This is a genomic window from Mesorhizobium subarcticum, from assembly GCF_055456085.1.
Genome location: NZ_JBVBEG010000002.1, coordinates 561,867 through 580,954 on the forward strand (window position 1 = coordinate 561,867; position 19,088 = coordinate 580,954).

12 protein-coding genes and 8 pseudogenes are annotated in these 19,088 nt (G+C 61.4%); 13 read left to right on the forward strand and 7 right to left on the reverse strand.

From position 1 onward, the window contains the following. The first annotated feature begins 161 nt into the window (after nucleotides 1-161). Nucleotides 162-747 (forward strand): annotated as a pseudogene (locus ACZYHG_RS34635) (ArdC family protein). A 369-nt stretch (nucleotides 748-1,116) separates the two neighbouring features. On the opposite strand, the pseudogene ACZYHG_RS34640 reads toward ACZYHG_RS34635, so the two are convergent. Both ACZYHG_RS34640 and ACZYHG_RS34645 read right to left on the reverse strand, forming a co-directional pair. Next, nucleotides 1,117-1,677, reverse strand: a pseudogene (locus ACZYHG_RS34640) (helix-turn-helix domain-containing protein); the annotation flags it as partial. Nucleotides 1,678-1,771: 94 nt separating this feature from the next. Next, nucleotides 1,772-2,758, reverse strand: a pseudogene (locus ACZYHG_RS34645) (IS110 family RNA-guided transposase). 249 nt (nucleotides 2,759-3,007) lie between these two features. On the opposite strand from ACZYHG_RS34645, the gene ACZYHG_RS34650 reads away from it, so the two are divergent. Continuing rightward, the gene (locus tag ACZYHG_RS34650) at nucleotides 3,008-4,102 is read left to right on the forward strand and encodes an IS110 family RNA-guided transposase (protein ID WP_464614941.1); all 1,095 of its coding nucleotides are present in this window, start codon (nucleotides 3,008-3,010) and stop codon (nucleotides 4,100-4,102) included. A 130-nt stretch (nucleotides 4,103-4,232) separates the two neighbouring features. On the opposite strand, the gene ACZYHG_RS34655 is transcribed toward ACZYHG_RS34650, so the two are convergent. Then, nucleotides 4,233-4,394: a hypothetical protein gene (locus tag ACZYHG_RS34655; RefSeq protein WP_464613859.1), complete on the reverse strand. Its 162-nt coding sequence runs from the start codon at nucleotides 4,392-4,394 to the stop codon at nucleotides 4,233-4,235. Here ACZYHG_RS34655 and istA (ACZYHG_RS34660) point away from each other — a divergent pair. The 5 genes and pseudogenes from istA (ACZYHG_RS34660) to ACZYHG_RS34680 form a co-directional block, all read left to right on the forward strand. After that, nucleotides 4,393-5,904, forward strand: coding sequence for an IS21 family transposase (gene istA, locus ACZYHG_RS34660; RefSeq protein ID WP_464610222.1), 1,512 nt, complete (start codon nucleotides 4,393-4,395; stop codon nucleotides 5,902-5,904). The two genes, ACZYHG_RS34655 and istA (ACZYHG_RS34660), sit on opposite strands and share 2 nt — an antisense overlap. A gap of 12 nt (nucleotides 5,905-5,916) precedes the next feature. Continuing rightward, a complete protein-coding gene (gene istB / locus ACZYHG_RS34665; protein ID WP_464610223.1) occupies nucleotides 5,917-6,672 on the forward strand; it encodes an IS21-like element helper ATPase IstB in 756 nt (251 codons plus the stop codon). A 508-nt stretch (nucleotides 6,673-7,180) separates the two neighbouring features. After that, nucleotides 7,181-7,764: pseudogene (locus ACZYHG_RS34670) on the forward strand (transposase); the annotation flags it as partial. 474 nt (nucleotides 7,765-8,238) lie between these two features. Continuing rightward, nucleotides 8,239-9,867 carry an IS1634 family transposase gene (locus ACZYHG_RS34675; protein ID WP_464614942.1) on the forward strand — a complete coding sequence of 543 codons (1,629 nt, stop codon included), beginning with the start codon at nucleotides 8,239-8,241 and terminating at the stop codon, nucleotides 9,865-9,867. 91 nt (nucleotides 9,868-9,958) lie between these two features. Continuing rightward, nucleotides 9,959-10,294 (forward strand): annotated as a pseudogene (locus ACZYHG_RS34680) (transposase); the annotation flags it as partial. Between the two features lie 175 nt (nucleotides 10,295-10,469). Here ACZYHG_RS34680 and ACZYHG_RS34685 read toward each other — a convergent pair. Both ACZYHG_RS34685 and ACZYHG_RS34690 read right to left on the reverse strand, forming a co-directional pair. Further along, nucleotides 10,470-10,571, reverse strand: coding sequence for a hypothetical protein (locus ACZYHG_RS34685; RefSeq protein WP_464615362.1), 102 nt, complete (start codon nucleotides 10,569-10,571; stop codon nucleotides 10,470-10,472). Nucleotides 10,572-10,769: 198 nt separating this feature from the next. Then, a pseudogene (locus ACZYHG_RS34690) lies at nucleotides 10,770-11,167 on the reverse strand (recombinase family protein); the annotation flags it as partial. A gap of 377 nt (nucleotides 11,168-11,544) precedes the next feature. Between ACZYHG_RS34690 and ACZYHG_RS34695 the strand changes: the two are divergent. From ACZYHG_RS34695 to ACZYHG_RS34715, 5 genes and pseudogenes are all read left to right on the forward strand, one after another. After that, a pseudogene (locus ACZYHG_RS34695) lies at nucleotides 11,545-11,659 on the forward strand (IS5/IS1182 family transposase); the annotation flags it as partial. A 119-nt stretch (nucleotides 11,660-11,778) separates the two neighbouring features. Beyond that, nucleotides 11,779-12,819, forward strand: a complete 1,041-nt coding sequence (locus ACZYHG_RS34700; protein WP_464614943.1) for an IS110 family RNA-guided transposase — start codon at nucleotides 11,779-11,781, stop codon at nucleotides 12,817-12,819. Nucleotides 12,820-13,242: 423 nt separating this feature from the next. Then, the gene (locus tag ACZYHG_RS34705) at nucleotides 13,243-13,992 is read left to right on the forward strand and encodes a class I SAM-dependent methyltransferase (RefSeq protein ID WP_464614944.1); all 750 of its coding nucleotides are present in this window, start codon (nucleotides 13,243-13,245) and stop codon (nucleotides 13,990-13,992) included. A 263-nt stretch (nucleotides 13,993-14,255) separates the two neighbouring features. Next, entirely contained in the window at nucleotides 14,256-14,390 is a 135-nt protein-coding gene (locus ACZYHG_RS34710; RefSeq protein WP_464614945.1) for a hypothetical protein, read from the forward strand. 203 nt (nucleotides 14,391-14,593) lie between these two features. After that, on the forward strand, nucleotides 14,594-15,079 hold the full coding sequence (locus ACZYHG_RS34715; protein ID WP_464614946.1) for a serine hydrolase domain-containing protein: 486 nt from the start codon (nucleotides 14,594-14,596) through the stop codon (nucleotides 15,077-15,079). A 238-nt stretch (nucleotides 15,080-15,317) separates the two neighbouring features. On the opposite strand, the pseudogene istB (ACZYHG_RS34720) reads toward ACZYHG_RS34715, so the two are convergent. Next, nucleotides 15,318-16,132: pseudogene (gene istB, locus ACZYHG_RS34720) on the reverse strand (IS21-like element helper ATPase IstB). Beyond that, on the reverse strand, nucleotides 16,129-17,643 hold the full coding sequence (gene istA / locus ACZYHG_RS34725) for an IS21 family transposase (RefSeq protein WP_464614947.1): 1,515 nt from the start codon (nucleotides 17,641-17,643) through the stop codon (nucleotides 16,129-16,131). The pseudogene istB (ACZYHG_RS34720) and the gene istA (ACZYHG_RS34725) overlap by 4 nt, the downstream one beginning before the upstream one ends. Nucleotides 17,644-17,820: 177 nt before the next feature. Between istA (ACZYHG_RS34725) and ACZYHG_RS34730 the strand changes: the two genes are divergently transcribed. Continuing rightward, nucleotides 17,821-18,927 (forward strand): M24 family metallopeptidase, encoded by a 1,107-nt coding sequence (locus ACZYHG_RS34730; RefSeq protein WP_464614948.1) that lies wholly within the window; start codon nucleotides 17,821-17,823, stop codon nucleotides 18,925-18,927. Nucleotides 18,928-19,088: the final 161 nt, after the last annotated feature.

Here is a 19,088-nt window from a genome sequence, read left to right on the forward strand (position 1 = left end):
TGGCCAGCTCTCCGATCTTCGCGTGAACCGCCTTTAAATCCATCGATGGCGCATCGGCGCTCGCAAGGCCCTATGCCGAAGACCCCGGCGGCGCCATCAAGCAGTTGCGCCTCCCGGCTTGGTCCAATGGAGATGCGAAGGCGATGTCTTGCAAGCGGGTCATGCCGCACCAGACGACCACGTTGCCGGGAGCCGAGGGCGAGGAGCCGCAGACCGTGCCCGACCTGAAGCGCTTCACCGTCTTCAATGTCGCGCAGTGCGACGGCCTGCCCGAGCACCTCCATGCCGCCGCCGAGCCGCTGCCCGAGCGCGACATCATCCCGCAGGCCGAGACGCTCATTCGCGCATCCGGCGCGGATTTCCGCATTGGCGGCGAGCGCGCATTCTACACGCTGGCCGGCGATTACATTCAGGTGCCGCCGCAGCCGGCTTTCTTCCAGCAGATCGACTATTACCGCACCTGCTTTCACGAGCTTGGCCAATGGACCGGCCACCCGAAGCGGCTTGCGCGTACTCTCCGGCGCGTTCGGCACGAAGACCTATGCCCGCGCACCGAAATCGCCGCAGCCTTCGTCTGCTCCACGCTCGGCATCGAGCCGACCGTGCCACGCGGGTTATATCGGCTCATGGCTGAAGGTGCTGCGCGAGGACAACCGCGCCATCTTCCGGGCCGCCAAAGCCGCCGATTTCCTGCTTGGTCATAAGGGCGATGTCGAAGGCGCGGACCGCGAGGAGATCGCGGCATGACCACGCGCGATCCCCACACGCTCCAGACCGAGACGACGCCGGAAGGCGAGCCGACGCTCATTTCTCGGCGTCCGCCCGATCATCGCGCGCGACCGGCTTGCGCTTCTGATGGACGCGCCGATGCGCCCGCGCGCCGCGCAGACGCCGCTCGATACCGGCCTCGTTGATCTAGCGCGCGTAACCAGCTCGACCTGCTTTGACGAGGATTTTGCCATGACCCTGATCACCCACCAACTCCGTTCCCGGTTTCTCGCCAACGGCGCTGCGGAAACCGAACCGACCACGTTCAGGTCGTGAAACTGTTGCGATCCCGCCGGAGCCGCAACCTGGCTCCTCACCGAACTCGATGCATCTCGCAGCTGTCGGGCCGGTCTGCTGATAGATGCGTCCCACCCCCTTCATGTTGCCGACATAGAAGGTGTCCTGGCCGCCGCAATAGCCCGGGCATTCACTCTCGAACTCACCATGCGCCTCCTTGTCCAGCTTGGCCTTTTCCAGCGCCGCCAATTGGCTCTCGGTGAGCACGATACCGTCTTGGGCGTTGCTTCGCCTCCAGCGCCTTCAGCCGCTTCTTCATCGTCTCCAGATCATGACGCTGCCACACCCCGCGTACGTCTGATGGCGAGACCGAGTGGCCGAGCTTGCGCATTTCGTTGGCGATGCGGGTCTGTCCATAGGCGGGATATTCCAGCGTCAGCTCGAGGATGATCGCCTCGATCTCCGGTGGCGTGCGGTTGGCCAACAGCGGCTTCCTGCGCGCGTCAGTTCCTGCAGCGCCAGTTCGCCGCCGGTCTCGTAAAGCTCCTCGAAGCGGTAGAAGCTGTCGCGCGAATAGCCCATCATCTTGCAGGCCTGGCTGACATTGCCGAGCTGTTTGGCCAGCTCCAGCAGCCCCACCTTGGCACGGATGATCTTTTGGTCCTTGGTCATGTCAGTGTCCTTTCTAACGCCGAGGCCGGGCGCTGCGAACCCTGACCACTCCGCGCCCGGCCTCGGCTCAAGCTTCAGCCTAGGACACCGTCTGTCAGATAAAGTTTAAACTCTTACAGTTGAAGGCAGTTCCGTCGGCGAGCATGCGGTGCAGGATCACCGCAGGCTTGCGCGCCAGCGCCACCTTGGCCTTCTTCATCCCGGCCCGCCGGCCGATCCGCATCGCCCAGCTTTTGAGCTTCGTGCAGCCCTTGAGCTTGGTCAGCATAATGTGGGCGGCCTCATAGAGCGCCGTGCGCACCGCGGCATCACCGATCTTGCTGATGCCGCCGCTATAATCGGTCTCGCCGGATTGATACTTCTTCGGGGTCAGGCCAAAATGGGCACCCGCCTGCTTCGACGAATCGCCCTGGATCGTCGATCGCAGAAGCATAGGTGAGCGCGACGATCGGACCGACCCCCGGCGTCGACATCAACCGCCTGGCCCTGGCGTCCCGGCGCACCAGGGCGCGAACCTGCTTCTCGAAAGCTTGGAACTGGCGCAGTAGCACGGCATGCATAGAAAGCAGCGCCGCGGCCGCCATCTTCAGGTTCGGATGGCCAGCCACCAGTTCGTGGATGCGCCCGGCAAAGCCGCGCGGTGTGGTCTTGCCGACCTTCAGCTCGAAGCCGCGCAAGATGCCGCGCACACTGTTCTCGACATCCCTCAGCTTCGATTGAATGAGCTTGCGCGTGAATGAGCTTGCGCGCCGTCAGCACCGCCCGCACCTCTTGCGGGGCCAGCGACTTGCAATGCACCGGTCGGAACCAGCCAAGCCGCATCAGCTGCGCGATTCCCACGCTCGTCATTGCGGTCCGACTTCACCGGCATCGCCTTGAAGGCGTCGCGCACATGCCGCGTCTCCAGCAGCTCCACCGCTTGCCGCATTGCCGCATAGAGCCATTGCGACAGCGGCCCGGCTTCCAGTCCGATCCGAACCTGAGGAAGGCCGAGCGAAGCAAACCATGCAATCAACGCCTCCGGCTCGCTTGCCGCCCTGCTCTCGCGAATGATCTTGCCGCTTGCATCGACAACGCACACGCTCGAGTATTCCTATGACACGTCGATACCGGCATAATGGTCCATGGTCGTCTCTCCTTGATGTTTGGCGCTGGCTTCGGCCATGACGCCGACCGCCGCTGCGCCAAGCAGGCCGCGAGCGAAGCGCGCCACTCACAGACCCGATGATGGCCGCTTGCCCCGCGCATGGGGGTTCCTGAATGTTGCGAGTGAGGATCGCGCAACAGAAGGAGGAGAGCATGTCCATCTCAACAAAGTACATTGGCCTCGATGTCCATCCATCAGGATACGATTGCGATTGCCGTTGCCGATGAGGGCGCTCACCGGGAAGTCCGGTTTTTCGGAACTGTCGCCAATTCCGCTGACGGTCTGCGGAGAGCACCGACGAGCATCGGGAAAGACGGCTCGCATTTGAAGGTTTGCTACGAAACCGGCCCGTGCGGGTTCGTGATCTACCGTCTCCTCACTAAGCTCGGCATCGACTGCTTGGTAATTTCGCCGTCCTCCGTGCCCCGCCGCCCCGGGGACCGTGTGAAGACCGATCGGCGCGACGCGCAGACCTTGGCGCGGCTGTTGCGCGCCGGCGAGCTCGCCGCTGTTTGGGTTCCTGACGAAGCACACGAAGCGATCCGTGATGTGGTGCGGGCGCGGCGGCAGGCGAAGCAGGATCTAAGCGCAGCCAAATCGGCGCTGAAGGGCTTCCTGTTGCGGCATGATCGCCGCTTCGAGGGCAAGGCGAATTGGGGCCATCGCCATTGGCGCTGGTTGTCGGAACAGGTCTTCCCCTTCCCGCATCAACAGTTCGTCCATGAGGAATATAAGCGACGCATTCGGGAACTCGAAGAACGATGCGAACGGTTGGAACAGGTTCTGGCGGAAGCTGTCACGGATTGGCCGCTGGCTCCGATCGTCAAGGCGCTTCAGGCTTTGCGCGGGGTCAAGCTCATCGCGGCAGTGACGCTTGTTGCTGAGATCGGCGACCTGCATCGGTTCGACAACCCCAAGCAGCTTATGGCCTGGATCGGTCTTGTCCCTGCCGAGCATTCCAGCGGCAAGCGGATCAAACGGGGCGAGATCACCCGTACCGGCAACGCCGCTGCCCGAACGATGTTGATCGAGTCGGCCTGGCACTACCGCTTTCCAGCGCGTGAAGGACGAGCGTTGCGAGAGCGAAACGCCGACATTCCCGAGCATATCCGCGCCATCGCATGGAAGGCGCAGACACGCCTATGTGCCAAGTTCCGCCGATTATCAGCGGCAGGAAAGCAGACGGTAAAGATAGTGACCGCGATCGCCCGCGAACTGGCCGGCTTCATCTGGGACATCGCACGGCATACCTCGATATCAGCGCCGAACCCGGCGTGACCGCTCCTCCAAGCGCCAGGGCGGCCGAACAATACGCGACGGGTAGCGCTCGGCGGGCGCAGCTGGTTAGGGTTGCGAAGCCCAACGAGCGCGGATGCGGATTCCGACGTGAAGCCGGCCGCCATTCCGATCAAAGACCGGCCACCATTCCGATTTGAAGCCGGCCACCATTCCAATCAAAAGTCAGCCAGTTTTCGGCACTGAACATTACCTCCTGGGTCAGCAACTTTGGCATCAAATGCCCCGCGATGAACGGGGAGATTTTGATGCCGGCAAAGAGAAGGCTGACCATGAGACAGTTACGACAAATGCTGCGGCTTGCCGGAAGCGGGACCAGCTCCCGCGAGATTGCCGTCGTGTTGGGAATAGCGCGCAGTACGGTGCAGGATAATCTGCAGCGCGCAGCGGCGGTTGGATTGACCTGGCCCTTGCCGGGCGAACTGACCGACGATGCGCTCGAGAACAAACTCTTCACTCGCAACGGCGTCAAACAGGGCACGAGAAGACGCACAGAACCGAACTGGGCCGATCTTGCCGTCGAGCTCAAGAAGCCCGGCGTCACCCTGCTTATCCTGTGGGAGGAGTATCGTGGGTCGCATCCCGAAGGATATGGCTACAGTCGCTTCTGCGAACTCTTTCGCGGTTTCGAGCAGCGGCTTTCGCCGACGATGCGTCAGGAGCATGCGGCCGGCGACAAGGTCTTCGTCGATTATTCCGGCAAGAAGATCCCGATTGTTGATCGCAAGACCGGTGAGATCCGCGAGGCGGAGATCTTCGTGGCGGTGCTCGGCGCATCCAGCTTCACCTATGCGGAGGCGACTTGGACGCAAACGCTCCCGGACTGGATCGGCTCGCATGTCCGGATGTTTCGTTTCTTCGGAGGCGTTCCCCGGCTGATCGTTCCCGACAATCTGAAGTCGGGCGTCAGCCGCGCCAGTTTCTACGATCCCGAGATCAACCGCAGCTACGGCATGATGGCATCCCACTATGGTGTCGGTGTCCTACCGGCACGGCCGCGGCGACCGAAGGACAAATCCAAAGTCGAGAACGGCGTCCGCTTCGCCCAATCGTGCATTCTGGGGCGGATGCGCAATCAGACCTTCTTCTCGCTGGCAGAAGCCAATGCGGCCATTCGTCAGGCACTTGATCGCATCAACGACCACGTCATGCGCCGGCTGGGCGTCAGTCGCCGGCAACTGTTTGAGAGTGTCGAGCGTGCCGCACTCGCCAGCCTTGCGAGCGAAGACTACGAGTTTGCCGAATGGCGTTTGGCTCGCGTCTCGACGGATTACCACGTCGAGTTCAAGACCTTCTTTTATTCCGTGCCGCACAGCCTCATTCGTCAGCAGGTGGATCTGAGAGCAACGGCGCGCACCATCGAGATCTTCCACCGCGGCAAGCGCGTCGCGGTGCATCAGCGCCGCTATGGAGGTCCTCGCCATGGAACCGATCCGGATCACATGCCCAGTTCCCACCGGCGCTATGCCGAGTGGACCCCGGAGCGCTTTCGGCGTTGGGCCACGTCGATCGGGCCGCAGACCGAAGGTCTGGTCATCGCAATTCTCGCCAGCCGTCCGCACCCCGAACAGGGCTTCCGAACATGCCTGGGCATCCTGCGCCTGTTTCGCGACATCGAGCGCAATCGGGCTGAAGCCGTATCAGCCCGCGCCGTCGAGATCGGTGGCCTGAACTGCAAGAGCATTGCTTCGCTCATCGCCAACCACAAAGCCGCACGCCATTCCACCGAACCAACCGCCATCGTCGATCACGCCAATCTGCGTGGCCCTGATTACTTTCATTGAGGAGACACACCCATGCTGATCAATCCCACCATCGACATGCTGCGAGAGCTCGGCCTTTACGGCATGGCAACCGCTTTCCAGGAACTCGACGCACAGTCCGAAGCGCGCGGCCTCGAGCACGGCGAATGGCTTGCCATGCTGCTCGAACGCGAGGCGACCATGCGCCGCCAGAAACGTTTCGAGGCCCGCGCCAGAGCTGCCAAACTTCGTCATGACGCGCAGATCGAGAATGCCGACTTTCGTGCTGCACGCGGTCTCGACCGCAATCTGTTCATGGCGCTTGCCAGCTGCGACTGGATCAGAAAGCATCACGGTCTTCTTGTCACCGGGCCAGCCGGCGTCGGCAAGAGCTGGCTGGCCTGCGCGCTCGGCCACAAGGCCTGCCGCGAGGATTTCTCCGTCACATACCACCGCGTTCCCCGGCTGTTCGCCACGCTCGCCCTTGCCAGAGGTGACGGGCGATACGGCAGGATCCTCAAATCCCTCGCCAAGACCGATCTGCTTATTCTGGATGATTGGGGACCGGAAAAACTCAACGATGACCAGAGACGTGACCTCCTCGAGATCATCGAAGATCGCTACGAGCGTCGGTCGACAATTGTCACCAGTCAGGCGCCCGTGGATCGCTGGTGGGAGATTATTGCAAACCCAACACTCGCCGACGCCATACTGGATCGCCTCGTTCACAACGCCTATCGCATCGATCTCACCGGTGAAAGCATGCGAAAACAGCGCCCGCCAATCGCACCCGAAAACACCGACGCTTGACCTCAAACAAAACCCGATCCAAACATCAACCAGACCCAGGATCAGTCCGAGAAATGGCCGCCTTCAAATCGGAACGCCGGCCGGAATGAAATCGGAATGACTGGCCGGCTTCAAATCGGAATCGGTGGCCGGCTTCATCGGAATACGCACGCGGATGACAGCAAAGGAGAAATCAGCAGGACCGAAGTCACAACTTGGCTGGCGTGCTGCGCGACCTGATTGACGCAGGACAATCCTCGATACGGCGCTGGGGCAGGCTTCGGCTGACGCCCGCCAAACAGAAGGAGGAAGGTCCACGACGGAAAAGGGTCGTGCGGTAACCAATCCGCGGATGAGAGCGTGATCGATCGTCGTCAGACAACAGACGCGCAGCACACCAGCCAGGTTGTGGAAACACTTGCACCGGCTTTTGCTTCGGTGCCAGTATTGCCTTGCGCACATTCAGTCGCGACCATCATGAGAGCGCCGTAGCGCAGCGGGCGGCTTGCTTGGCGGCCCGTTCCCCCATCTCAAGGTTGGCAAGGTCGGTGCGGTCAAGTTTGAGGAGCGGATCCGCGAGCTCACCGAAGGCATGCCCGACCTGGCCGAGATCGTCGAACCGCTGCTCGACGCGCGCCGCAAGCTACGCCAGAATTTTGTCGCCCTGCACCGTAAGGTTCTGGCGATCGTCCGGGATGATGAGGTTTGTCGCCGGCTGATGTCGATCCCCGGTGTCGGCCCCGTCGTGTCGTTGGCCTACACCGCAACGATCGATATCCCGGCCCGCTTCCGCAACTCTAAGGCGGTCGGGCCAATTTTGGGCCTGACGCCGGCGCTCCATGAATCGGGCGAAAGCCGCCGGGTGGGCGGGATCTCGTTGTGCGGTGACGGCATGATGCGATCGTTGCTCTACGAGTCCGCGCAGACCCTGCTGACGCGGATGACTAAATGGTCCTGGCTGAAGGCCTGGGCGATGAACGTCGCCAAGCGGCGCGGCCAGCAGAAGCCATCGTTGCGCTCGCCCGCCGGCTGGCGGTGATCATGCATCGCATCTGGAGCGACGGCACACAGTTCCGCTGGACCAGGACGGAAATCATGCCGGTCGCCGGCTGAAAAATTGATAAACATCGCCCGACAGACGGGACGACACAAGTTCCCACCTACCGGTGGAAAAGCTGTCCTTCGCGGGACGAGGATGAGGTGAGATCGTCGATTGGCTGGCTCGATTGCTCCAGCATCGGCAATCAAGGCGCTCGACAGATTGTTCCACCCCATTCTTCTGAATCCCCAAAGAGGGCCAGGGCCAGAGCGCCGATCCCGGAGAGAAGCAAGGCCCCGCGAAAGACACCAAAGCCGGAGAACCGGAAAAGAGGTAAAAGGCGCTTGACTTCAAACCGCCGAATAGAGAAGTCAATCGGTCAAGCCCGACTTGAACAGTTGGAGGTGAACGGATGGCGAACGCTGTCCGTTAAGCTATTGAATTCACTCGCCTCGAGTTTTCGGCGCGAAAATGTGTGGTAACAACATTTGATCTGCTAGCTGCATGTTGTATGGATTTTATGGCATTTATTCGCTAACAACGCTGGCATGTTTGTCGTTGAGAGAGTCGCGCGCGGCCACCGCTATCTTTACCTCGTGGAAAGTGTCCGCGACGGCAAAACCGTTCGCCAGCGCACGATAAAGGCGCTGGGCCGCAAGGATGCGCTGGTTGCCAGCGGCGAACTTGACAGATTGGCGGCCTCGATTGCGCGCCATGGCGAGCGCAGCCTCATCCTGTCCGACATTGACGCGGGGCGAATTGCCTCTCGCCGCATCGGCGGTCCGCTGTTGTTCGGGCGGCTGTGGGAGCGGCTCGGGATCGGCGATGTGCTGGAAGAGGTGCTGGAAGGGCGCCAGTTCGGCTTTGCGGTGGAACGGGCGGTGTTCATTGGCACGTTGCATCGGCTGTTCGTCTCGGGCTCGGACCGCGACTGCGCGAACTGGATGGCCGATTATGGTATCGAGGGCGCCGAGGGTCTGGCGCTCCATCACTTTTACCGGGCCATGGCGTGGCTGGGCGAGGAACTCGGCGAAAAGGCGCAAGGCGCGCTGGTGGCGCGCTGCGTGAAAGACGTGATCGAGGAAAAGCTCTTCGCGCGCCGGCAGGACCTGTTCACCGACCTCAGCCTTGTGTTCATGGACACCACCTCGTTGTCCTTCTACGGCGCGGGCGGCGAGACGCTGGGCAAGCGCGGGCATTCCAAGGACTTCCGCCCCGATCTGGCGCAAATGATCCTGGCGCTGGTCGTTGATGCCGAGGGCCGGCCGATCTGCACCGAGATGGTGCCCGGCAACACCGCTGACGTGACCGTCCTGTTGCCGGTGGTCGATCGGCTGCGAACGCGCTTCGGCGTCACACGCGCCTGCGTTGTCGCCGATCGCGGCATGATCAGCGCCGATACCATCGCCGCGCTCGAAAAGCTGGGCATGGAATACATTCTGGGGGCCCGCGAACGCTCGAGCAGCGTGATCCACAACGTCGTGCTCAATGACGCGGCACCGATGGTTCCGCTCGTTCTCGAGCGCCAGCGCGGTGAAACTCAGTTGTGGGTCAAAGAGGTCAAGGTCGGTAAAGACCGCTACATTGTCAGCCGCAATGACGCCGAGGCCGAGAAGGACAAGGCCGACCGCCAGGCGATCATCGCCGGCCTCGAGGCACAGCTCAAGAAGGGCGACAAGGCACTGGTCGGCAACTCGGCCTACCGGCGTTACCTCAAGGCCAGCGGCAAGAACTTCAAGATCGATGTCGGCAAGCTTGCCGAGGAAGCCCGGTACGACGGCATCACCGTGGTGCGGACCAACGCGAAGGTGACCCCGCTCCAGGCCGTGCTGCGGTATCGCGATTTGCTCGAGGTCGAGAGCCTGTTCCGCGCCGCCAAGGCAACCTTCAATACCCGGCCGATCTTCCACCAATCCGATGCCGCCATCCGCGGGCATGTGTTCTGCTCGTTCCTGGGGCTCGTACTCAGCAAGGAACTGTACCGCCTCTGCCGGGCCAAAGGCCTGACGCCCGAATGGCAGCCGCTTCTACGCGATCTCGACCGCCTCCAGGAAGCCACCATCGAAAAGGATGGTCGCATCGTCACCACCAGAACCCACGTTACGGGCCAAGTAGGCAACGTCTTCAAGGCAGCTGGCATCGCTCTGCCACACAACCTCGACGAACAACTCGCCTGAGATCATCCCCAAAATGTAGTGGTAACACGCGCCGGCGCGCGCCTAACGTGCTGATATAATAACATATTCTTACAGGCGGTGTTTAAGTGGGGTCAAGACCACGGAAAGCGGCGGAATTTGTGGCTTCGACGCGGGAAAGAAAATAAACGGGCGCAAGCGCCACATCGTTGTCGACACCATCGGCCTGATGGTCGGTCTCGTCGTCCACGCCGCCAATATCCAGGACCGGGACGGCGCACCGGCTGCCCTCAAGACTGTTCTGGAACGCTGGCCGTGGCTGCGACACGTCTTCGCCGACGGCGGCTATGCAGGGCCGAAGCTTAAGGGCTCGCTGCAAAAGATCGGCACGTTCACGCTGGAGATCGTCAAGCGGACGGATAAAGCCAGAGGCTTCGAGGTCCTGCCGCGCCGCTGGGTCGTCAACCGCCGTACAATGTTGCCTGGAATGGTCATTTCGCTTGGTGATTTTGGGCCGGCGGGGCCATCGAGCGGGGGAACCCGGAAGATGATCTCGATGTGCGCGTCGTCGATTTCGACCCGGCGAACCACAGTGCGGATGATCTGCTGCATGCCGGTCCGATCAAGGCCGGCAAGCCCCGCTGTCACCTTGGCGGAGAAGTCTTCCAGGCGTGCCAATGCGTGGCTCCTGTCCGCGTCTGGCAGCCGATCTGCTCGAGTTGCCGGCACACCTGTCGCAGGCTCATGCGATCCAGGCCGACCCATGCAAAGATCAGACGAACAATGTGCGCCTCGGCCTCCACCACCTCAAAGCGTGCCACGTCGCCGCCTTGCTCCCGGCTCACATAGCGGTAGCCGAAGGGGGCGCCCGTCAGAGCGCTGACGGAGCCGGAGCGTGCCGCGTGGCGGCGACCACGACGGCTCCGCTCGAGGATCTTGGCCCGCTCATGTTCGGCGATCACGCCCTGAACCTGGAGCAGCAGATCATCTTCAGCGGTGCCGGCGATGGGGCGGTTCAGGAACACGATCTCCACACCGGAACGACGGAACTCTTCCATCAGCAGCGCCTGATGAGCGTAGCGGCGGGCGAGCCGATCGGGAGCATGGACGTAGAGACGCTCGACGTGGCCACTGGCAACGCATCCCTCAGCCGCTCCAACGCCGGGCGAAGCAGGATCGAACCGCTGTAACCGTCATACTGATAGCTGTAACCTGGCTCAAGCACGAAGCCATCGGCGGCAATGCGTTCGTGCAACGCCGTGACCTGACTGGCAATCGTGTTATCGCGCGTCTGGGCCTCGCTCGACACCCGCGCATAAAGTGCACATCGCGTCTCGGTCATTGCTCACCTCCCGATCTCGCTATCACGCTCATCACTTCGATGATCGGCCCGGGGGACGTTCCGGCCGCTGGCTCGTGCGCCGGATGGTCGGCACAAGCCGGGCGTAGGCCTCGAGCAGATGTAGGGGGCCGGTTCTTGTCGCTTCGAACGACACGTGCACGCGCAGCACAGGGCGATCCATGCGCCGAACCATGTGCGCCTCCATATGCCGGCTCGCAGCCGGGCCGGCAATGGCGCATTAAATCCTGTGGTGGCTCTGATTCGCCCGCGACAAATCGACTCGCATCCCGACCATGACGGATCTCAACAAGCTGCCGCCTACGGCTCGGACGCTCGATGCACACCGACCACTCAATGGCACATTTGGCAACATTGTACGGGGGGCTGTCGAGCGCACGTTCGGCTGGACGACGCGCTGGCGACGCCTCGTGCGCGATTATGATCCTCGTCGCCATGGGTGGAAACCTTGTCCGACGAAATGCCCATCCCTGATTTTCAAAACAGATGGGGTGATTGGGGTCTCGGCCGAGCCCGAAAGAGGGCGGCTCCTCCTGTCGGGATGTTAGAACGTGGTCGCTTTTGGAGCGCCACAAAATCGGGAAGGAGCAGCCGTGAAGTATTTTGCCGGACTTGACGTGTCTTTGGAAGAGACCGCGATCTGCGTGGTCGACGAAACCGGCCGGATCGTGAAGGAACTGCGTGCGGCAAGCGATCCGCAGGCGTTGATTGACGCATCGGGTGAAATCGGTCTGCCGCTGGAGCGGATCGGCCTGGAAGCCTGCTCGCTGGCGGTTTGGCTTTATGATGGTATTCGCGCTGAAGGCCTGCCGGCAATCTGCATCGAGACGCGGGCTGCCAATGCGGCGATGAAGACGATGCCCAACAAGACCGATCGCAACGATGCCCGCGCCTTGGCGCAGATCATGCGCACCGGCTGGTATCGGCAGGTGCATGTGAAGAGCCGGCAATGCCGTCTGTGGCGCTCCCTGCTTGTTGCCCGCCGCACGGTGCTGAACGAAATGCGGACCATCGAGAACGTGGTGCGGGCGATCCTGCGGGAGGCCGGCCTCAAGCTGGGCACGCCGTCGCGAACCGCCTTCGCTGGTCGTGTGCGCGAACTGGCCGGCGCGGACCCGGTCGTCATGCCTCTGGTCGAGCCGCTGCTGACGATCCTTGCTACCATGCTGGGAGAGTTCGCCCGTCTGACGAAGCAGGTTCTCGATCTCGTTCGCAAGGAAGAGGTCTGCCGGCGTCTCATGAGCGCTCCCGGTGTTGGCCCTATCACCGCACTCGCGTTCCGCGCCACGGTCGACCAGCCCGACCGCTTCAGGCGATCGAGAAATGTGCGCGCGCATCTCGGCCTGACCCCGGCGCGCTACCAGTCGGGCGAAACCGACATTCAAGGCAAGGTCAGCCGATGCGGCGACGAACTCGCCCGTACAGCACTTTACGAAGCGGCCCATACGCTGCTCGTGCGTAGCAAGAAATGGTCTAGCCTCAGAGCATGGGGCATGAACATCGCCAGGCGACGCGGCATGGCGCGCGCCCGGGTCGCGGTTGCGCGCAAACTCGCCGTTATCCTGCATCGTATGTGGAGTGACGCGACCGAGTTCCACTACGGTAAACAACCGGTCTGCGCAGCGGCGGCATGAAGTGAGACAACAGCTGGAGGGCCAAGAAACAAACCTTCGCCCGCAAGGGTGATGCCGGAGCGTCCGTATGGACGATGGGCAAGGGCGATCTCGTTGAGAGTCCAGAGCCTTGGGGCCTAAAGCCTTCAAAGGTCGTGACACAGATTGAGACGCCTTTGCTCTCCTGAACCCATCATGCGGCGGCCCGAGTGCTGACCGCGAAGAGAAGCGCGTGACCCGCGGACGATACGATCCGGAAAAGAGCAGGAGCAACTTGACTTCAAAGACCCCAATCAGAGAGGACTCTCAGTGGCCCGAATGCGAGCGCTAATGCGAAGTAAAGTTTTAAACTATGTCAAAAAAAGTTCACAAACATTCTCTTTCAATATTAAATTCCTTTCGGTATACCTGGTCAAAATTCAATTTAATTAAGGATGAATCCCTATGAATGATGCGTGTCTATCGACAGATCTTCAGTCGTACTTCAGTGACGATTATTTTCACTTCGGAGAAGTAATAAACCCGCCAGAGATTAGCGATCGAGAGGCGAAAGCTATTTGGAAAATTCTTTCTCTGAACCGAGGTGACTTCGTTCTAGAACTTGGATGCGGCTACGGACGGATGACAAATCGGTTGGCGGAAAAAGGAGCGCGAGTAACCGGACTTGATATGTCGGCGGTGTTGCTGGAAAAAGCCGAAGCGGAAGCGACTGAACGTGGTTTGCATATTGAGTATGTTCTCGGCGATATGCGCTCACTTCCCTGGCGAGAGAGATTTGACGCGGTTTTTCTTTGGTACACGACCTTTGGCTATTTCGACGACGCGGACAATGCGAGAGTCCTTAGTGAAGCCGCCTCTACACTCCGAAAGGGGGGGCGTCTGCTGATCGACCACACCAATCGCTTCTCTGTGTTGCGAGACAAGTCGCCTATCTGTTACGTTGCGCAGCGTCAAGACGATCTACGAATCGATATAATGGACAACGATGTGCTAACCGATCGTCGGACCTGCGAAAGAATCATCGTTCGCGATGGATGCGTTAGACGAACGCACCTTTCTTTTAGACAGTATGGATTTTCTGAATATGTTCGGATGTTGCGAAGCGCGGGATTTGAGACCGTTGAAGCTTACGGGCAAGAGGGCAGAGCGTTTACCTCCGATAGCCCACGCCTCGTGGTTCTCGCGTACAAATAACAGCAAACGGCATGATTCTTACTGTCTCGAACCTGTTAATTGGTCACCGGCAGGGTGAAGGGAGCGATGATCTCGGTGCCGAATCGAACGACTGAAGCTCGCTTTGGAGTTGATCATAAAGATCAGCTATCGCTGCAGGCTCACTGCAGGACTGCTTTTGCCGGCGGGCGCAAGAGCGCGGTGCCCATTGTCGATGAGGCGGATGATGGTGAGAACACCACGAACGCTGGAGAACATTTGGACGCGCGCTCATCAAGGCCGGCATGCTGAGCATCAAAGCGATGATCGACCGCAACCACGACCTTCCGTCGGCCGAGGATCTCGCGCTTATGCGCCGCATCGACCGGCCGCGGCTTGTAGTAGACGCTGGCGGGCTGATGTTCAGAGCCTCGGCCTGACGGGGCCAGCTCTCCGATCTGGGCGTGAATCGCCTTCGATCCACCGATGTCGCATCGGCGCTCGCAATACCCGAGCCGAAGACGCCGGCGGCAATCAAGCAGTTGCGCTTTGCAGGCTGTGATCTGGTCCGGAGCATCCGGCGTAGCCGCTGTAGGCCGCATGCTGATCACTCTGGCCGGTCCCAACGCTTGCAGAGCGGCGCGTGACCGGCCGCTCGTTCGCGCAGCTGCTGCATGAGCGCCTTTGGGTGCCGCTCGGCTGTGAGGAGGAAGGCTACTTGATCGTCGATCCCGCTGGCATGCCGTCGGCCAGCGGTGGCTTGTGCGCGAGCCTGCGCGACCTCGCGCGCTTCGGAGAGTTGATCCGGCGCGAAGGTGAATGGGATGGCAAGCAGCTCATTCCTGCGCCCGTCGTTGACGATATTCGGCACGGCGGAGATTGGGCGAAATTCACGAAGGTCGCTTCCACGTCGTCGTCCGGTTACTCCTACCGCAGCCAGTGGTGGGTGTCGCACAACGAGCTCGGCGCCGTGGAAGCCCGGGGCATTCACGGTCAGCGCCTTTACATCGCGCCGGATGCGGAGATGGTAATCGCACGCTTCGGGTCGCAACCAGTGGCGTCGGCTGCGTTCAGTGATCCGATTATGATGCCGCAGATGCTCGCGCTGGGACGGTTGCTGAGCGGCTAAACCGGTTACGAGCCCGGGACCGGCCGGAAAGAAGAGGAAAATTTAGCATGGATTATAAGCAATGAAAGATCTCACGAACCGGCCTTTCATCAAAGAGCTCGCCTTCGCGGAGTCGGAATATCGCCTCCGAGTTATAGCGCGACAATCTGGATGAGAATCTGGTGTCGCGGCGATGATGATAATCTCGGCATTGATTGTCGCGCGCAAGAGGTTTTATCGGTTTGATTGTCGCGGCGCGTCAATCAGGATTGACGTTTGCGGGCGTCGCATATGACGCCGGCCTGCCTGGCCCCCGCTTTCGCTCGATGGCCTCGCGCCGCCGATAGCTCTCGACATTCAGTTCGAAGATTGTGGCGTGATGGACGAGGCGATCCACCGCGGCGAGCGTCATGGCGGGATCCGGGAAAACCTTCCCCATTCGCCGAAGGGCTGGTTGGCGGTGATGAGCATGGAGCGCCGCTCGTAGCGGGCGCTGATGAGCTCGAACAGCACGCTGGTCTCGGCCTGGTCCTTGGTGACATAGGCAAGGTCGTCGAGGATCAGCAGGTGGAAGCGGTCGAGCCGATTGATGGCGGCTTCGAGACCGAGCTCCCGGCGCGCGACCTGAAGCTTCTGAACGAGATCGGTGGTGCGAGTGAACATGACCCGCCACCCGTTCTCGATGAGGGCGAGGCCGATGGCCGAGGCGAGATGACTCTTCCCGCCGCCGGGCGGGCCGAACAGAAGCAGGTTCGCTCCCTTCTCGAGCCAGCTGTCGCCGGCGGTGATCGCCATCACCTGCGCCTTTGAGATCATCGGCACCGCCTCGAACTCGAAAGCATCGAGGGTCTTTCCCGGCAACAGGCGGGCTTCGGCGAGATGCCGCTCGATGCGGCGTCGATCGCGTTCGGCCATCTCGTGCTCGGTGATCGCGGCGAGAAAGCGGGCGGCGGGCCAGCCTTCCTTGTCGGCCTGTTCGGCAAACAGCGGCCACATAACCTTGATGGCCGGCAGGCGCAGTTCGTTGAGGAGCAAGCTCACCCTGGCGGAATCGACAGCGGGGTTCGTCTTCATGCCGCATCTCCTGTCAGGTTGGCGCCAAGCAGGGCTTCATAGGCGTTGAGCGGAGCAAGACGCACGACGACATTCGGCAGCCGGGCGGGATCCGGCGCGAAGCGTTCCCGCAAGGGGGCCATGTCGGGCAATCGCCGTGCCTGTAGCGAGGCGGTCAATTGATCAGCCAGTTCGCTCTCGCAGCCGCGCTCGTGCGCCATGGCGAGAAGCTCGACCATGATCCGGCAGGCCTGCCGCTCAGGCAGTCGCTCTATGAGCACGTCGAAGGTTCGCCGGTAGGCCTCGCGGGGGAAGAGCTGGTCACGATAGACGAGGTTGAGCAGCGCCATCGGCTTGCGGCGCAGCGAATGGATGACATGCCGATAATTGACGACCTGGTCGTGCTTGCCGTTTGAAGAGGCGCGCCCGCGCGGCAGCGTCATGAGCTGCGTGCCGCCGATGAAGATATCCAGCCGATCATCGAAAAGCCGCACTCTGAGGCGGTGGCCGATCAGGCGTGAGGGCACGGTGTAGAACACCTTGCGCAGCGTGAACCCGCCCGATGAGGTGATGCGCACGGTGACCTCCTCGTAGTCGGAAGTGCGCCGGACGGGCAGTTCCTGGAGTTCGGCCCGCTCGACGTCGATGCGCTTGGAGTTGCGAGCATTCACGCGGCTGACGATCTCGTCGACAAAGCGACGATAGGCTGCCAGGTCGTCGAAATCGCTCGATCCCCGCATCAGCAGCGCGTCATTGATCGCCCGCTTGAGATGGCCGTGCGGGCCTTCGACGGAGCCGTTCTCATGCGCGATGCCGCGATTGTTGCGGGAAGGGGTCATGCCGTAGTGGCCGCACAGTTCGTCGTAGCGGCGCGTCAGGTCCTCCCGGGCGTCCTTATCCAGGTTGCGGAACGCCGCCGACAGGCTGTCGCTGCGATGCTCGCGGGGAGCTCCGCCGAGCGACCACAGCGCGTTCTGCAGGCCTTCCGCCAGAGCGACGAAACTCTCGCCGCCGAGCACGACATGCCCATGCTCGAAGCCGGAATAGGCGAGCCGGAAATGGTAGAGCCGGTGATCGAGTGGCTGGCCCACGATCGTGACGCCGGCGGCGGCCATGTCGGTGAAATCCGACAATCCCATGCGCCCGGGTACGTGAACCTGCCGGAAAATGACCTCCTGTTCCTCGCTATGGACGGCGCGCCAGGCTCGGACCCGGCGCTCGATCGTGCGGCGAATGCCGGCTCCAAGCTCGGGATGACGCCGGATCATCTCGTCGAAGATGGCGATCGCCCGAATGCCCGGAGCTGCCCTCAGCATGGGCACGACCTCGGCTTCGAAAATATCGGCGAGAGGGTCGGCACGGCGCCGTTGCCGCGGCGCCTTCTTTTGTGACGGCAGTCTCGAATCCTTCTCGATGCGATAGGCCGTGGCGATACTGATCGACGCCTTCGCCGCCGCGACGGCCGTCGTATTGGTCTGCCGGAACTTCATGAAAAGCCTCATATGGTGATCGGTTACGTGGCGGCCGGGCACAAAGCGATTCCTCCCCAACAGGAAAAACCACCGGCATACCCGGTCGACCGTGATCACCAGACGAAAGTCCCCCAAAAAGGAACGCGCCGCCGGCGGATTGAAACTCCGGTCGGGCTACGCCCTCCCTGCGTTCCAATCCGCCGGCATTCTCATCCTGATTGACGCTGCGCTCTCACGTTGATTGCCGCGCCGCACCGAGTCGAAAAACTCAGGAAGGTGATGGACGAGAAGGGCCTGGATGTCCTCCTCGTTACGTTCACTCCCAACGTGAGCTACCTGAGCGGCTACCAAAGTTTCGGCTCGGGCTGGTATTCGTGCATGGTACTGCCTCGCGAAGGTGAGCCCATACTCCATATGCACGGGTTGGAGATCGGGCCCGCCATGCTCACCAGCTGGGTAAAGGATATCCGTGGTGTCCCATGGTCGGATAACCACGACGTGGCGGGCGACCTCGCGGGCATCTTAAGGGAGCGAAGGTTGGAGGGGCAGCGAATTGGCCTCGAGACCAAGAGGCCGGGCCTCAGCATCGATCTCTACGAGGGATTGATACGCGCATTGCCTAACGCCACGCTCGTCGATGCCTCAGGTGTAGTTGCACAACCCCGGATGATCAAATCGCCAGCCGAACTGGAGTATATGCGCAGCTCGGCTAAGATCACGAACAAGGGCCTTGCCGCTGTGTTGCCGGTAATCAAGGCCGGTATCACTGATAACCAGATCGCGGCAGTGCTCTATCAGACGCTGGTCAATGAGGGAAGCGAGTATTTCAGCACTCAACCCATTGTCTCAGCAGGTCAGCGGAACTGCTTCGGCCACACTACGTTCAGGCGCACGCCCATTCAGGCGGGGGACACGGTGGCCCTGGAGTTCGGCGCTGCTTACCAACGCTACACCAGCGCGATCTTTCACACAGTGGCCATTGGCAAGCCGACTTCGCTAGTTGAGAAACGGGCTAGGGTCATTAACGAGACTCTCGACCTGCTGCTTCATGCGATCAAACCGGGCCGTATCGCGCACGATGTCGCGCGAGAGATTGGCGCCGGGATGAACGAGATCAGCGGCGATTCAAGCTCATCGCACGTATACGGATATTCGATCGGGTTGGGGTTACCGCCTACGTGGAGTGAGGATCTCTACTTCATCCGGGAGGGTATCGAGCTGGAGCTGAAGCCTGGCATGACCTTCCATTCCCCGCTAACAATCCGCATACCGGGTACGCCGGGTGTTGGTTTCAGTGAGACATGGGTTCACGGAGACAGAGTGCGAGATTCTTACCTCGCATAATCGGGAGTTGACCGTGGTCGAGCTCTAGGTGGGGGTCCTCAAGCGCCGGCGACCAAGGAGTTTTGGTCGCGGCGGTCGTCTTCACAATCATGGTGCGAACGGCGTCATGGCCGAAGCTAGTCTCTCATGTTCCCTGTCAAGGCTGAGGGCGAGCGGGATGG